We start from the raw sequence: 16,093 nt of genomic DNA, 5'->3' as shown, positions 1-16,093 counted from the left end.
AATAAGATTATGTATAAAAATATTCTTCAAAGCATCGATAACATAGCCATCTGGCCTATCATATCGTTTGTTATTTTCTTTGTGTTCTTTCTCTTGTTGATCTTATGGACTTTTACAGTTAACAAGCAGTTTATTAAACACATGAGCAACATGCCTATAGATGATGCAACTAGCAACTCAAATCCTGCCGGCCATGAAAAATAGAATAATCATTTTCATCCTATTTCTGCTGCCTGCCAGTGTGTGGGCACAAGATGCACCTGTAACAAAAGGATTTTGGGATGATCCCATTAATCATCCAATGGCACCTTTTTATGCATTGATGGCATTGGTGGTGTTGGTTACGGTACTTGTATTTATTGTAGCCATTATGTTGCTACAAGTACTGAATACATTTGTAGAAAGAGCTGCAAAAGAAAAAGCTGCGGCACTTGGCATCGAATACAAGCCTGAACCAAGTTGGTGGCAAAAATTAGATAGAAAATTAACCAACGCAATTCCACTTGAAAAAGAGGCTACTATTGAGTTAGATCATAACTACGATGGCATAAAAGAATTGGATAATCACCTGCCACCATGGTGGAAATGGTTGTTCTATGGAACTATTGCCTGGTCTGTTGTTTACCTTATTGTGTACCATGTTACCGATAGTGTGCCTTTGCAACAGCAAGAGTACGAGAACGAAGTAGCTATGGCGGAAGAGCAATTGAGAAAAATTCGTGCTGCTGAACCCGTTGCCGCTATTGATGAAGCAACTCTTAGCTATACAGCCGATGCCGCGTTAATTAGTAAGGGGGCAGTGGTGTTTAAAAATAATTGTGTCTCTTGTCATAAAGAGAAGGGTGAAGGTAGTATTGGCCCCAACCTTACCGATGAGTATTGGCTACACGGTGGTAGTATTCAGAATGTGTTTACAGTTGTAAAAAATGGCGTGCCTGAAAAAGGTATGATTGCCTGGAATGCTATTCTGAAACCGGAGGAAATTCGTGATGTATCATTTTTCATTATGAGTTTGAAAGGCACTAACCCACCAAATGCGAAAGCGCCACAGGGTGCAGTTTGGAAAGAAGAAGTGAAGGTAGAAGGTGTGCAGGCAGATTCAGTGAAGGCGCAAGCCTCTTTATAAACCATGAAGAATACAGATCAACTTTATCAATACGAAGAAGAGTTTAGAAATTCAATAGGAACTGTTGATGAAAAAGGCAAGCGGATTTGGGTGTACCCCAAAAAACCCGCTGGCTTTTTTCACAACAAGCGCGTACTTGTAACCATCATTTTACTCGCACTCTTTTTTAGTGGCCCCTTTATTAAAATTAATGGGCAACCTTTTATGCTCTTCAATATTTTTGAGAGAAAGTTTATTGTATTCGGTCAGGTATTTTGGCCGCAAGATTTTGTCTTGCTGGCATTAACACTTATTACATTTTTTGTATTCGTTATTCTCTTTACTGTTGTCTTTGGCAGGGTGTGGTGTGGTTGGGCTTGTCCGCAGACTTTGTTCATGGAAATGGTGTACAGAAAAATTGAATATTGGATTGAAGGTGACGCCAACCAGCAACGCAAACTTAAAGCAGCACCCTGGACGAAGGAGAAAATAATAAAGAAGGGTGGCAAGCAAATTATTTTTGTTTCCATTGCTATTTTAATTGCCCATACTGCCATGGCTTATCTGATCGGTCTTGATCAGGTAATAGCCATAGTACAACAGCCACCTGCCGAACACATGGCTGGTTTTATAGGATTGGTTGCGTTTACAGGTATATTCTATTTTGTATTTGCATGGTTTCGTGAGCAAGCTTGTATTGTAGTGTGTCCTTACGGAAGGCTTCAAGGTGTGCTATTAGGCAAAGAGTCGATAGTAGTAGCCTACGATTGGCTGAGAGGCGAACAACGTGGTAAAATAAAAAAGAACGAACCAAGGCTTGACAAAGGAGATTGTATAGACTGTAAGTTGTGTGTGCATGTTTGTCCTACTGGAATTGACATACGCAATGGTACACAATTGGAGTGCGTAAACTGCACAGCCTGTATTGATGTTTGTGATGATGTGATGGTGAAGATTGATAAACCCAAAGGTTTGATTCGTTTTGCCTCTTACAATTCTATTGTTAACAGAGTTCAGCAATTGTGGAACCCAAGAGTAATGGGTTATTCGATTGTTTTAACAGCACTGCTGGTTTTGTTAAGTTTCATGGTATTTACAAGATCTCCCATTGAAACCACCTTATTAAAAGTACCGGGCACCTTGTTCCAAAAAACTGATAGGGGAGGTGTTACTAATTTATATAACATTGAGTTTATCAATAAATCATTTGATGATCGTGAGTTAACCATCCGTGTTATTTCTCCGGTAGAAACCAGTCTTCAGCTTATTGGAGAGCCGCTAATAAAACTACCGGCAGAACAATTGGTGAAACGCGTGATTATACTTGAGCTACCTGCAGAAGCTATTAAAGAAGCAAAAACCAGTATTGCGCTGGAGGTAAGTGAAAAAGGTGAGGTAATAGAAGTTGTGAAAACAAAATTTATCGGACCTGTCTCAATTAAAAAGTAGACGTTTTATTCGGTGCGAATTTGAAATTTGAGATTTAAAATTTGAAGTATGAATTGGGGAAAATCGATTGTAGTTGTATTTATTTTCTTTGTGGCTTTCATTGCTACTCTTGTGGTGGTTTGCTTTCGCGAAGATGTAGGTCTGGTATCCAAAAAGTACTATGAAGACGACCTTCATTATCAGGAACAATTTGAAGCTTATGAAAATGCTAATGCCTTGGCAAATAAACCAACGGTAACCATTATCACTAAGTCCCTTACTATTAACTATATCGATTTTGAAAAAATTGAGAAGGGGACACTTACCTTGATGCGTCCATCAAATGCCGATCAGGATCGTAGCTTTACAGTGAAGCAACAGACAGACTCAATTCAGCAATTTGAACTATCGGATTTGAACAGTGGATTGTATAAATTAAGGTTAGAATGGACAGAAGGTACTAAACAGTATCGCATTGACAAGACAATAGTAATATGATCTGGACAGCTTTGCTTTTGGGTATTGGTGGCAGCTTGCATTGTGCAGGTATGTGCAGCCCTCTTGCATTAGCGGTTACTTCATTTAATCGACAACTTCTTTTTAATAGATTTGTATACAACACAGGGAGAATTCTCGTGTATGGTACTTTCGGAGCCTTAGTGGCAACTTTTGGCTCGCTATTTAATTTCCAGGCAATCCAAACGTATGTATCAATTATTTTGGGTGTGTTGTTAATCCTTTTGGGTATAGGCACCCTTTCATCTCTTCGTATACCTTTGCTATCTACACTTATCAATAAGGTAAGTTTGATTGTTAAAAGTAAGTTTGCTAATCAGTTAAAAAAGAAAAATACTGCAAGCCTTTTTATACTAGGCACACTCAACGGTATTTTACCCTGTGGCCTTACTTACCTGGCGCTTTCTTACACGCTCACATTAGATACTCCGGCAGAAGGATTTTTATTTATGCTACTATTTGGTCTGGGTACTTTTCCGGTAATGATTGGAATGCCTTATGTACTTAAATTTATTGGTGGTTACATAAAAATCAATTACAGTAAACTGACTACTGTGATGATGATTGGTTTGGGTGTATTATTGATAGGTCGTACAATGCACGCGCATCACCACGCAGGTTTGCAAGAGCCTTTGTCTGTTTCTACACCTGCTGTTTGCGATTAATCATTTTCTAGCCACACTCCAACGAACAACTTGTTCTAGTTTACCGGTGTGTTTTAAAATGATCTTTCCGCTAATAATATCAATTAAGCCCTCATCCTTAAAATCTGACAGCACACGAATAACAGACTCTGTAGCCGTACCCACCATTTTAGCCAAATCCTCTCTCGCAATGCTTAGGGTATCTTCTGTTGGTTTTAGCGAATGAAGTTTTAATAAAGATTCAGCAGTACGTTGACGAATGGAGTTGTATGCCAGGTGAAGCAATTGTTCTTCCTTCTCCTGTACTTTGCTGCAAAGTAAAGAGATAAAGCTTTTTGCAATCTCAACATTACTATACATAATCGCCAGAAAATCAGATTTGGGTAGCAGGTGTAGCTCAGTATCCTCCAGGGCTACTGCTGATTCCGTGTAGGACTCATTTTGAAGAATGGCTTCAAAGCCAAAAAAATCACCGGCTTTATGTAAACTAACAATTAACTCTTTGCCGTCAGGGTGTGCTTTAAAAAGTTTTACTTGTCCTGACTTAACAAAATAAAGTGAAGAAGCACTTTCACCTTCATCAAAGATGGTTGCTTTCTTTTTGTAGTTCTTTAGTTTTTGGTCTTTAGCCAGGTCTTCAATCTTCAGTATTTTCTTTACGTCCTTGATAAAAGTCTGTAAACCAGCTTCCGTGTTGTCGTAGGATTGCAGGAGTAGATCGCGTTTACGCAATCTAGCTTCAACGGCATTTAATAAATCAGTATCGTCAAAAGGTTTTGTTAAATAATCGTCAGCGCCAAGTGTCATGCCCTTACGCATATCTGTTTTTTCAGCTTTGGCTGTCAGAAAAATAAAAGGTATGGTGGCAGTGTCAGAATTTTTATTGAGAATATGTAATACACCAAAACCGTCAAGTTCTGGCATCATAATATCACAGATGATCAGATCAGGCCTTTCCTGCAGTGCTTTTTCTACACCGGCTTTACCGTTTGGTGCAATGCTCACCTGATATCCTGCAAGGGTAAGAATTTCAGCGGTATTCTCACGAACATCCTGATTGTCTTCAATAAGCAAAATCTTTTTCATCTTATGTTATAGGTATCTCAATCGTAAATATACTTCCTTTTCCTTCTTCGCTGGTAAAAGAAATGGTTCCTTTTAAAAGATCTACATAGCGTTTTACAATATGCAGTCCAAGTCCTGTACCCTGTATGTTGGTGACATTGCTGGCTCTGAAGAAACGATCAAATAAATACTTTAACTCAGTATCAGGAATACCGATACCTTCATCCATTACCATTAGTATGAGTTTTTCATTTCCACAAGTGCACTTCAATGTAATTTTTTTGCCTTTGTCTGAGTATTTGCTTGCATTAGAAAGAAGATTGAAAAGAATATTCCGAAGCATACGTGGGTCAGTATCCACCTTATAATCCTTCAACATGTCAATTACAAGACTCTGTTCATCTTTTAAGCTAGGCCTTACTTCGTCCAGCACCTCATAAAGAAAGTCCTTAAGGGTGAAAGTTTCCCTAAGCACTTCGAGTTTTCCTTCTTCCAGCTTCCCAAGTGAAAGGAAGTCATTAAGTATGCCTGTTAAATGATTTACCGATGATTTAATACGGTTTATATGTTTATCTTGTTTATCGAATTCATTTCGCTCTTTGTATTGCTGAATCAATGAAGTTGAACTTAGTATAGTACTTAGTGGTGTTCTGAATTCGTGAGAAGCAATAGAAACGAATTTTGATTTAAGATCATTGAGTTCTCGTTCTCTTTCAAGTGATTTCCTAACTTCCTCCTCAGCTTTTTTTCTTTCCTGAACCTCATTTTCTAACTTATGCACCAACTCATTTAGGGCCTCAGTTCTGGCTTCTACTTTTCTTTCCAGCTCTGTCGCATATACAATCAGCTGTTCTTCACTTTGCTTGAGAGCATTTTCTGCTTTCTTGCGTTGGGTAATGTCAATGACGAAGGCCATAACTAAAAACTGGCCGTTAGATTCCGTATAGCTTAAACTAACCTCTACTGGAAATTCAGACCCGTCTTTTCGTAAGGCCATTAAATCTCGACCCATGCCCATGCTGCGTGGTGAGGGAGCATTATGAAAGTCTTCACGAAATTGTTTGTGTTTTACTCTCAGCCGATCGGGTAGTAAACAATCAAGGCTTTTACCAATAAGCTCTCCTGTATTGTAATTAAATATTCGCTCAGAGGAGGGATTAGCTTCAACAATTGTCCCTGTTTTGTTGACAATAACAATGCCTTCTGTCGATCCTTCAAAAATTTCTTGAAACTGTATGGGGGTTTCCCTATTCATACCTGAAAGATAACATCTAACTGCGAATGACAAAAGTCATAATTTCAATTGAGAAAAGTCCACGAAAAATGGCCTCCAAGGCCTGTAAGTTAGCATTGTGAAAGATACTAGCAAAGCAATTTTGTGCATGATCGATTTATCGATCAATACTGAAAAAGTCCTGAAGTGGGCAGCAGAAGATGCGTTGGATCACAAAGCAAATTTGCTTATACTGTATCCGTATAGACTTAAGTTTCAGCGATATGGAGAGGAAAGGCCAATGGTAAAAAAGCAGCTGGAAGCCGAGGCCATTGAACATTTCGAAAAATTGAAGTTGTCAATAAATATTTTAAAAAAAGTACCCCACACCTTTATGGCAGAAGTGGGCTTTGAAACGGACAGATTGGAAGTACACATGCAAAATGCCGATATATGTTTAATAGTGTTAAGTAAGGATGTCGCCATTGCCGGAGTAAACGACAATGACTGGAATACTTTTATTAAACGCGTTACGATACCAATAGTATTGGTTCCTTGAACTTGTTTGCCTTTTAAAAGATTTACTTATCTTTATTCTCTTCAAACCCAATAGCATTAGCTTATGAAAAAAATTCTTGTACCTACCGATTTCTCTAAGATAGCGCAGACAGCCGTTTCTGTAGCGGCCGACATTGCTAAGAGATCAGGAGCAACATTAACCCTTCTGCACGTTATTGAAGAAGCATCTTCTGGAGGTGGCTCTTTTAGCGTTGCTGGCCAGGTAAACCTTGAAGGTGATATGGAGGACCGTCTGTTTATGCTTAAGATGATAGAGCGAGCTAAAAAACTGATGGAAAAAATGGCCAACGATCCAAAATTGGAAGGCATTAAAGTAAAGCGCGAACTCAGAATTGGTTCTCCGTTTCATGGCATGACCACCATAATTACAGAACACAAAGTAGATCTTGTGGTGATGGGGACTTCGGGGCAAACAGCACTGGAGGAAATGGTAATCGGTTCAAACACTGAGAAAGTGGTAAGACATGCCGCTTGTCCTGTTTTAACTGTACATGGCAGACCAGGTACTAAAAACTTTAAGGATATTGTATACGCAACTTCCATGAATAAAGATGAAGAAGTTTTTTCTCGTTTTGTTAAGAAAGCACAAGAGATGTATGATTCAACAGTTCACTTAGTGCGTATTAACACACCTTCGAACTTCCAACGCGATGTAGTAGTACGCAAGGCTATGGAAGACTTCGCTATAAAACTTCAATTGCAAAAATTCACTATCAACATCTTTAATGACCTTAGTGAAGAAGAGGGTATCGTATACTTTGCCGATAGCATTGATGCAGATATGATTGCAATGGCTACACATGGCCGTACTGGATTTGCTCACGTATTGGCAGGCAGTATTGCCGAAGATGTGGTGAGTCACAGCAAGCGCCCTGTGCTTACTTTTGTAACCAAACGCAAAAAGAAATAAGCTTAAACTTTAGTTATAACAATTAAAAGCCCTGGTAAAACAGGGCTTTTCTTTTAATGAAAAACTATTACGCGATATTAGGTGTGTCTCCCAGTGCACATGCTGCAGATATTAAACGTGCTTACCGCAAGTTGGCGCTGCAATATCACCCTGATAAAAATCCCCACCCTGAAGCAGAGCGCTTTTTTAAAGAAGTAAATGAAGCCTACGAAACACTGGGAGACCCTCAGTTGCGTTATGCGTATGATCAACGGTTGATTAACCCCGTATACCAAAGTCCGCAGCCACCGCCCCAGCAAACCCACCGCGACCCCAAATACAGACCGCGTGCACCCAGGCAGCATGCCAATCGCAAGGATGATACTTACGAATTGATGAAAGAGTATTTGCCCAGAATTGTTTTAATAACAAAAACACTCATGGTAATTAGTGCCCTTCTTTTTATCGATTATGTTTTACCCCGACAACAGGTAACAGAGCAGTTTGAAAGCCGTCAGTTAAGAACAACCAGCAGAAGATACGGTGGCAATACCCACGCCATCATTTACACACAACAAGGCAGTTCATTTAGGCTAGAGGCCGATGATATCGATATCATTGCCGGTATGGATACCATAGTATTAGGTAAATCGTGGTTGATGCGTGAGATTACCGAAGTGAGAAGTAAACAACAACATGTAAAAATTTTCTCTTCTATTTATCGTGGTTTTGTTTTTGCCCCTTTAGCCTTAATTATCTTTACACTTGCGGCCTTTTATTACAGGCATAACGTTAGCAAAGGTTTTAATATGGGAATAACAGCCGCTTTAATTTTTATCTTTAATCTTGTGTATTATTTAGTGACAAAGTTATGAGTGCTAAAAAAAATGATTGGAAGAAGAGAGATGGTATAGTTTACTCCACCAGTAACGAGTTTGACTATAACTATAAACAAGAGGAAGAACAAACGACTTTACCGCCACAGCAACAGAATCTGCGGGTGCAGTTGGATAAAAGCATGCGTGCAGGCAAGCAAGTATCGATGGTAGTCGGGTTTGTAGGAACGAATACTGATTTGGAAGCACTTGGCAAATTATTAAAATCGAAGTGTGGTGTAGGTGGCTCTGTAAAAGATGGTGAGATATTAATTCAGGGCGATCATAGAGATAAACTCATACAGATTTTATTGAAAGAAGGATATAAGGCGAAAAGGGGGAATTGACTTTCGTATACTTTTGATTTCGGCTTTAAGCTACACGCCAAATGCTACACGATTTGCTTTATTTGGTCTACTAGTGTCAAGCTTTGAGCCTTTAGCTTTGAGCAAGGTTTCACGTTTCACGCTGTAAGCTACAGGCTGGTCACTGCATCGTCTCCGTAGGGACGAAGCAGATCACCGCATTCATTCTAGCTACTAGATTCTATTTACTATCTTCTACCTCCTTAATTCTTAATTCTAATCCCTCAACGCAGACAAGGCCAGTTTCAGATTTTCAATTTTTTGCTGTTGGGTTATAAACAATGGTCTTTCCACACGTTCATTACAATCAGTAGCAATGCAGCGTTCGCAGGTTTCACCCACCATCCGAATAGGGATTTGTGGATCATTCCAGAATTTTACTTTTTTCTTCAATTGATCATTAATAAGCAAGCCAATGGAAACGCTATTGTGTTTCCGCGAACCAAACACCATCGGCTTTGCAAAACTTATAATCAGATATTCTTTGTTAGATCCAAAGTATTTAGAGCGTTGTACACGACAAAGAGATTGTGTGTACGTGCCTGTTTTTACTTCTTTAGCAAGCTCTTGTAAAATACTAATGCTCACCCAGCGTCTACAGTAATGTTCATTTAGCATGTTGGGGTGCGGACTTTGCAATCCCGACAAGTGAATTTCTTTTGTCAACTCATACTCTTCAGTACCATGTTGCGTACTAAAGCGTAAAAAGAACAATTCATGTATCCCAAAATAACGCGGTAATAAGGTGGTAAGTCGATGAAGTAAAATTTCCGGAGAAACAATGTAGCGGTTCATCAATTCCTGAAAATGCTGAATGTTTAAAGATCTTTCTGATAAAATCTCTTTAAGCCAATTGATCACATTACTGCGATTCAAAAACAAAGCGCATGAAAAATAAGAGCCTTTAAAATTATTGATTACTTCATTGAATGAATCAAAGGCAACCCACGAAGTAGTATGCGAACGACTACTGATATTCATAAACATAAAACCAGCCTCGCGACCAAAAATAAACGCTTTCTGTGTTTTGCTTAAATCTTTATTCAATAATAAACGAGGTTGTTTGCCAGGAATGAGCACGGAGCGCAATTCTTTTAACTCAGGTTGTTGCGACAAACCATCCTCTACAATTACATAGTTATACTCTTTTTCTAATATACCAGCCAATGCTTCAGCAGCAATTGGTTTAGAGTGGTCTAATTTGTGTTTACTAATAAACGAATCAACCATTTGTTCAATCTCCTCAAAATAGTTGTCATGCATTTCCTGATAAGAACGTAGTGCTGAGAAATATAAATCTTCAACACGCATACCATAGTTTCTGCTAATTTCAATAACAGTATTAATAAAGGCATTGAGTTTTACAGGTGCGCTTGAGAGTAACTCAAAGAGTTGCGAGCGATCAATACCGAATACATCTAGAGGCAATTCTTTTAAAAGCTTGCTTTGTAACAATTCACTTACCGGCCCAAGTTTTTTGCTCATTTGCAAAGACACCATCCAGTCATAGCTAACATCTAAGGCATTGGCTATGCTTGCGATCTTCTCCGCTTTCGGGTATTTCTTCCCTTTTTCTATTTCGTTCAGGTAAGAAACTGATACACCAGAAGCAGTGGCCAGCGATTGTAAAGAGAGGTTTTTTTCGAGCCTGAGTTGCTTCAATTTTAGTCCAAAAAGGAGCTTCAGATTGGTCTCATCAAGTACATGTTTTGGCCTCATAAAACTGATGTATTTAGGTAGTTGAACAGCCATAATCGAGATTTCATCTTTTAAAATACCCTTCGCTAAACAGCGAAAGAAAATATTTTTCAAACGGTTGAAATCACTAAAAATGCTGTAACTGATTTAAAACGCATTCGCTAAAGTATTAAAAATAGCGAAAATATTCAAACAGCGAAAATTCGCTTGAAATATGTTTTTCGATGACCTAAGTTTGATCCACTCAAATCAAAAGCTATGGTCACCACGGAAGCACAAAAAACAAAGACAGGTTTGCAAATTACGGGCACTGTCCTTCCCCAAGAAGAACGCGTATTAACACAAGGTGCGATCGATTTTATTTTGAAACTGCATAACGAATTTGCACAGCGCAGATTTTTATTGTTGGAAGCTAGACGAAAACGGCAGAAGCAATTAGACCAAGGTAAACTTCCTGACTTTCTTCCGGAAACTGCCTACATACGTGGAGGCGATTGGCAAGTCGGAGCCATTCCAGCTGCCTTGCAAGATCGCAGAGTCGAAATAACTGGTCCGGTAGATCGCAAAATGATTATTAATGCACTTAACTCTGGTGCAAAAGTTTTCATGGCCGATTTTGAAGATTCTACATCTCCAACATGGAGTAATATTATTGAAGGTCAATACAATTTGATGGATGCCGTGCGTAATACAATCACCTTCGAATCACCAGAAGGTAAGACCTATGAAGTAAACGACAAACCAGCAGTAATCAACGTACGACCAAGAGGGTGGCATTTAGAAGAAAAAAATATTCTTGTTAACGGTCAACCTGTTTCGGCTTCGTTGGTAGACTTCGGATTGTTTATCTATCACAACGGTACACTACTGGCCAAGCAGGGTAGAGGGCCTTTTTTCTATTTACCAAAATTAGAAAGTCATCTTGAAGCACGTTTGTGGGACGATGTATTTCTTTTTGCGGAGAGAAGCATAGGGCTTAACAGAGGTACTATAAAAGCAACCGTACTTATCGAAACAATACTCGCTGTTTTTGAAATGGAAGAAATCATTTATGAGTTGCGGGAACATATGGCAGGTTTAAATGCAGGAAGATGGGATTACATTTTCAGCATTATTAAAAAACTTAAAAACCATAAAGCTTTTGTAACGCCTGACAGAACAAGCATTACCATGGATGTTCCCTTTATGGAAGCCTACGCGCAACTGCTTGTAAAAACCTGTCATAAGCGCAACGTACATGCTATGGGAGGCATGTCAGCTTTTATTCCAAGCAAGGATGAAACCATCAACAAAATAGCCTTTGAAAAAGTAAGACAAGATAAAGTGCGTGAAGTACTTCACGGTTTCGATGGCACCTGGGTGGCGCACCCACGCCTGGTAGAAATTGCTAAAACTGAATTTGACAAAGTGTTAGAAAACACACCTCATCAAAAGAACATTATGCGTCATGATGTCAATGTCATTGCCCGCGATTTACTACAAGTGAGTAGTGCCGGAAATGTAATTACAGAGCAGGGTGTGCGCACCAACATCAATGTGGCCTTACTCTACCTCGAGTCATGGTTGCGCGGTGTAGGAGCCGCTGCCATCCACAACCTAATGGAAGATGCTGCAACAGCAGAAATTTCCAGAGCGCAATTATGGCAATGGCTTAATAATGATAATGTAAAACTCGATGATGGTCGTGCGTTTAACCTCGACCTCTACCTAAAGCTTTATGATGAAGAGTTGAATGCACTGCTTGCTCAATTCCGTAAAGAAGGAAGAGACCTCACTTATCTCAATCGTGCTGAAGAACTTTTGGATAAACTTGTACTCAGCGATGACTTCGAAGACTTCTTAACCACACTCGCATATCGATACTTATAATTCAAAATTTGAAATTTGAAATTTTGAATGAATCACTCATAATACCAACTATTTAAATCTATAGTATAAAATGAAAACTTCAGAAAAGATAAACCAAATTGTTACCGACTGGACTACCAATCCACGCTGGAAAAACATTGAAAGACCTTACACAGCTGAACAAGTGCTTAAGCTTTCAGGCTCTGTAAAAATAGACTATAGCCTGGCACGTTTAGGTGCACAACGCCTGTGGGATTTGCTGCATACAGAAAAATACGTTGGTGCGTTAGGTGCACTCACAGGTAATCAAGCCGTGCAACAAGTACAGGCAGGCTTAAAAGCCATTTACCTCAGTGGCTGGCAGGTAGCAGCCGATGCAAACTTATCAGGTAATATGTATCCCGATCAAAGTTTATATCCTGCTGATAGTGTGCCTGCCGTTGTCAAGCGTATTAACAATGCTTTATTGAGAGCGGATCAGATTCAGACAGTACAAGGAGAAAGCGATGTACATTGGTTGGCACCCATTGTAGCAGATGCGGAAGCAGGTTTTGGTGGTAACTTAAATGCTTTTGAATTGATGAAAATGATGATTGAAGCAGGCGCTGCAGGCGTACACTTTGAAGATCAATTGTCGTCAGCAAAAAAATGTGGACACCTGGGAGGAAAAGTGTTGGTGCCCACACGCGAGGCCATCGACAAATTAGTTGCCGCACGTTTGGCAGCTGATGTAATGGGCGTACCAACCTTATTAGTGGCGCGTACTGATGCCGATGCAGCTAACCTAATCACCAGCGACATTGACGATAGAGATAAGCCTTTTGTATACGGATCAAGAACAATGGAAGGTTTTTATCAGGTAAAAAATGGCATTGAACAAGCCATCAGCCGTGGTATTGCTTACGCACCATTTGCCGATTTAATTTGGTGCGAAACTTCACATCCTGATCTAGGAGAAGCCAAAGAATTCGCAGATGCCATCCATAAACTATATCCAGGCAAACTACTGGCTTATAACTGTTCACCATCATTCAACTGGGCATCTAAATTAAGCAAGCAAGCAATGCTCACCTTCCGCGATAAGCTGGCAGCGATGGGATATAAATTTCAATTCATTACACTTGCAGGTTTTCATGCACTCAATACCTCTATGTTCGAGTTGGCAGAATTATACCGCGATCAGGGCATGGCAGGTTACTCACAATTGCAGGAACGCGAATTTGCATTGCAGTCACGCGGCTTCAAAGCGGTAAAGCATCAGGCTTTTGTAGGCACAGGTTATTTTGATGCTGTGCAGGAGACGATCACCGCAGGAGAAAGTTCCACCGTGGCCTTGAAAGGATCAACCGAGGAGGCACAGTTTTAATTTTTACAAATTGACAAATCCGGAATCAGATTCCGGATTTGTCAGGTTTTATAATTCTTAATGTCTTGCAATTGCTTCCAGTTATAATGGAGGTTCCCTCCGGAGCACCAGCCTTTCCGGTATACACTACATTGCTGGTTTTTAGGACTGAATTCAGTTTTTGCCAATACCGTAAGTCTTTATCAAATTCCTGATTAAAAGTTGAGGTCGACTTCACTTCTACAGGAGCAGCCTTTCCGAAAAACTGAGTATTCTGTTGCCTGCCCTGATTTTAACCCCGTTTAATCAGCCAACTGATTGATTTTCTGCATCAAAACTTCCAGATTTCACAAAAAGCGCTACCTTTGCACCCCCTAATCCAGTATTAAGTGGAAGGGACACTCTGATAGGTTTCAGAGGGTATTTTAAACCAATTTGTAGCAAAAACGCCCATTTGCTGCATGTAATCCAGGGCAAAGTCCATTATGGCAAAAGTACAAGGTGGTTCAAGACCAAGAAAAACGGCAGATGAGCAGGAAACTCCTGTTAAAAAAGCAAAAGGACCTAAATCAGCTGATGATATCGCTGGTCAGGATCTAATCCAGGCTGCTAAAGAATTTAAGCGTCAGGAAGAAGAAATCACTTCTGAAGCAATTCCTGCCTCACAATTGAGAAAAGAACTTTATGCTAAGCAAGTAGCTGGCGAGTTCGATTGGGATGCCTACGAGACTAAAGGTTTCGGTGAAGGTTATTCTAAAGAAAAGCGTGCAGAGATGACAAACCTTTACGGTGATACTGTAACTACTGTTAATAGCGGTGAGTTAGTAGAAGGTATCGTAGTAGGCATCAACGATCGCGATGTTATTTTGAATATCGGTTTCAAGTCTGATGGTCTTGTGCCATTGGCTGAATTTAAAGATAGCGCAAGCTTAAAAATTGGTGATGTTGTTGACCTCTTCATTGAAGAGCGCGAAGACAAAATGGGCCAGTTAGTATTAAGCCGCAGAAAAGCTAAGTTGATGAAGGGTTGGGACAATGTTCAAAAAGCATTGGATGGCGACAGCATCATCGAAGGTTTCGTAAAACGCAGAACAAAAGGTGGTTTGATTGTCGATGTATTCGGTATCGAAGCCTTCTTGCCAGGTTCACAAATCGATGTGAAGCCTATCCGCGATTTCGATATCTATGTAAACAAGACCATGGAAGTGAAAGTTGTGAAAATCAACTACACAAACGACAACGTGGTTGTATCGCACAAAGTATTGATCGAAAAAGATCTGGAGCAACAAAAGGTAGCCATCCTAAGCAACCTGGAGAAAGGCCAGGTGTTGGAAGGTACCATCAAGAACATGACCAACTTCGGTGTGTTCATCGACTTAGGTGGTGTAGATGGTTTACTCCACATCACAGATATTTCATGGGGTCGCATCAACCATCCGGAAGAGATGTTGAAGTTAGACCAGGTAGTGAAAGTAGTAGTGTTAGATTTCGATGGCGACAAGAAACGCATCAGCCTTGGCATGAAGCAACTTACAGCTCATCCTTGGGATTCATTAACTACTACGCTTGAAGTAGGTTCTAAAGTAAAAGGTAAGATTGTAAACGTAGCCGACTACGGTGCATTCCTTGAATTACAACCAGGTGTTGAAGGCTTGATCCACGTAAGTGAAATGAGCTGGTCACAACACCTGCGCAATCCTCAGGACTTCATGAAAGTGGGTGACGAGGTTGAAGCAGTTGTATTGACTTTAGATCGCGAAGAGCGCAAGATGTCACTAGGCATTAAGCAATTAACTGAAGATCCTTGGACACGTCAGGATGTATTAAGCAAGTATGCAGTTGGCACTAAGCACAAAGGCATCGTGCGCAACCTTACTAACTTCGGTTTATTCATCGAATTAGAAGAAGGTATCGATGGTTTAGTACACGTATCTGATCTTAGCTGGACTAAGAAAATTAAGCACCCATCAGAGTTTGTGAAGGTAGGTGAGACTATGGAAGTACAAGTATTGGAATTGGATGCAACCAACCGCAGACTGGCATTAAGCCACAAGCATTTGGAAGAAAATCCTTGGGATACTTTCGAAACCATATTCACAGTAGGTTCAGTACACAAGTGTACAGTTACCAGCAAGAACGACAAAGGCTTAGTGCTTGAGTTGCCTTATGGTATCGAAGGTTTCTGCTCAGCTAAAAACAATGCTAAAGAAGATGGTTCTAAAGCAGAAGTAGGTGAAGCAATCGACTTCAAAGTAACAGAGTTCTCTAAAGACGACCGTAGAATTGTGCTTTCATTAAAAGCATTATGGTCAACTGAAGAAGAAAAAGCAGCACCAGCTGCAGCAGCGGCTAAGAAAGGCGCGAAAGCTCCTGGTAAAGAACAGCCTTCTGTGAAGTCAATCAATCAGTCAAACGAAAAGTCAACCCTTGGCGATATCGAAGCACTAAGTGCTTTGAAGAACAAGATGACTGGCGACAACAAGTAATTGTTGTACATAAATGATAAGAAGGTGGTTCCTGTAA

15 protein-coding genes are annotated in these 16,093 nt (G+C 40.0%); 12 read left to right on the top strand and 3 right to left on the bottom strand.

All coding sequences use genetic code 11. The annotated features are described in order from the left end of the window. Positions 1-9 precede the first annotated feature (9 nt). From SanaruYs_RS18670 to SanaruYs_RS18650, 5 genes are read left to right on the top strand one after another with little or no spacing between them, the layout of a single operon-like run. A complete protein-coding gene (locus tag SanaruYs_RS18670) occupies positions 10-204 on the top strand; it encodes a hypothetical protein (protein ID WP_127124135.1) in 195 nt (64 codons plus the stop codon). Continuing rightward, positions 194-1,126, top strand: coding sequence for a cbb3-type cytochrome c oxidase N-terminal domain-containing protein (locus tag SanaruYs_RS18665; protein WP_160118722.1), 933 nt, complete (start codon positions 194-196; stop codon positions 1,124-1,126). The genes SanaruYs_RS18670 and SanaruYs_RS18665 overlap by 11 nt, the downstream gene beginning before the upstream one ends. Positions 1,127-1,129: 3 nt before the next feature. Then, positions 1,130-2,554, top strand: coding sequence for a cytochrome c oxidase accessory protein CcoG (ccoG, locus tag SanaruYs_RS18660; protein WP_127124133.1), 1,425 nt, complete (start codon positions 1,130-1,132; stop codon positions 2,552-2,554). A gap of 48 nt (positions 2,555-2,602) precedes the next feature. Then, entirely contained in the window at positions 2,603-3,031 is a 429-nt protein-coding gene (locus SanaruYs_RS18655) for a FixH family protein (protein ID WP_127124132.1), read from the top strand. Next, entirely contained in the window at positions 3,028-3,714 is a 687-nt protein-coding gene (locus SanaruYs_RS18650) for a sulfite exporter TauE/SafE family protein (protein ID WP_127124131.1), read from the top strand. Before SanaruYs_RS18655 ends, SanaruYs_RS18650 begins: the two co-directional genes overlap by 4 nt. Here the strand turns inward: SanaruYs_RS18650 and SanaruYs_RS18645 are convergent, their stop codons facing one another. After that, positions 3,715-4,779 carry a response regulator gene (locus tag SanaruYs_RS18645; protein WP_127124130.1) on the bottom strand — a complete coding sequence of 355 codons (1,065 nt, stop codon included), beginning with the start codon at positions 4,777-4,779 and terminating at the stop codon, positions 3,715-3,717. It lies immediately after the preceding gene. A 1-nt stretch (position 4,780) separates the two neighbouring features. After that, positions 4,781-6,013 carry a PAS domain-containing sensor histidine kinase gene (locus tag SanaruYs_RS18640; protein WP_127124129.1) on the bottom strand — a complete coding sequence of 411 codons (1,233 nt, stop codon included), beginning with the start codon at positions 6,011-6,013 and terminating at the stop codon, positions 4,781-4,783. A gap of 97 nt (positions 6,014-6,110) precedes the next feature. Here SanaruYs_RS18640 and SanaruYs_RS18635 point away from each other — a divergent pair, with 97 nt between their 5' ends. The 4 genes from SanaruYs_RS18635 to SanaruYs_RS18620 all read left to right on the top strand — a co-directional run bounded on the left by SanaruYs_RS18635 (position 6,111) and on the right by SanaruYs_RS18620 (position 8,661). After that, on the top strand, positions 6,111-6,530 hold the full coding sequence (locus SanaruYs_RS18635; protein WP_262708694.1) for a universal stress protein: 420 nt from the start codon (positions 6,111-6,113) through the stop codon (positions 6,528-6,530). Positions 6,531-6,593: 63 nt separating this feature from the next. After that, positions 6,594-7,460 carry a universal stress protein gene (locus SanaruYs_RS18630; RefSeq protein WP_127124127.1) on the top strand — a complete coding sequence of 289 codons (867 nt, stop codon included), beginning with the start codon at positions 6,594-6,596 and terminating at the stop codon, positions 7,458-7,460. A gap of 56 nt (positions 7,461-7,516) precedes the next feature. Continuing rightward, positions 7,517-8,314 (top strand): J domain-containing protein, encoded by a 798-nt coding sequence (locus SanaruYs_RS20480; RefSeq protein WP_127124126.1) that lies wholly within the window; start codon positions 7,517-7,519, stop codon positions 8,312-8,314. Continuing rightward, the gene (locus SanaruYs_RS18620; protein WP_127124125.1) at positions 8,311-8,661 is read left to right on the top strand and encodes a translation initiation factor; all 351 of its coding nucleotides are present in this window, start codon (positions 8,311-8,313) and stop codon (positions 8,659-8,661) included. Before SanaruYs_RS20480 ends, SanaruYs_RS18620 begins: the two co-directional genes overlap by 4 nt. A 234-nt stretch (positions 8,662-8,895) precedes the next feature. Here SanaruYs_RS18620 and SanaruYs_RS18615 read toward each other — a convergent pair whose 3' ends face one another. After that, positions 8,896-10,431, bottom strand: a complete 1,536-nt coding sequence (locus SanaruYs_RS18615) for a helix-turn-helix domain-containing protein (RefSeq protein WP_246011950.1) — start codon at positions 10,429-10,431, stop codon at positions 8,896-8,898. Between the two features lie 204 nt (positions 10,432-10,635). Between SanaruYs_RS18615 and aceB the strand changes: the two genes are divergently transcribed. The 3 genes from aceB (at position 10,636) to rpsA (ending at position 16,056) form a co-directional block, all read left to right on the top strand. Continuing rightward, the gene (gene aceB, locus SanaruYs_RS18610) at positions 10,636-12,246 is read left to right on the top strand and encodes a malate synthase A (RefSeq protein ID WP_127124124.1); all 1,611 of its coding nucleotides are present in this window, start codon (positions 10,636-10,638) and stop codon (positions 12,244-12,246) included. A gap of 70 nt (positions 12,247-12,316) precedes the next feature. After that, complete coding sequence (aceA, locus tag SanaruYs_RS18605) at positions 12,317-13,591, top strand: isocitrate lyase (RefSeq protein WP_127124123.1); 1,275 nt, start codon at positions 12,317-12,319, stop codon at positions 13,589-13,591. A 464-nt stretch (positions 13,592-14,055) separates the two neighbouring features. Then, entirely contained in the window at positions 14,056-16,056 is a 2,001-nt protein-coding gene (gene rpsA / locus SanaruYs_RS18600) for a 30S ribosomal protein S1 (RefSeq protein WP_127124122.1), read from the top strand. Positions 16,057-16,093 lie beyond the last annotated feature (37 nt).

Source organism: Chryseotalea sanaruensis (assembly GCF_003990915.1).
GTDB classification, from domain to species: domain Bacteria; phylum Bacteroidota; class Bacteroidia; order Cytophagales; family Cyclobacteriaceae; genus Chryseotalea; species Chryseotalea sanaruensis.
The sequence above is the reverse complement of the archived record's forward strand: the minus strand, read 5'-3'. Positions and strand labels throughout refer to the sequence as shown.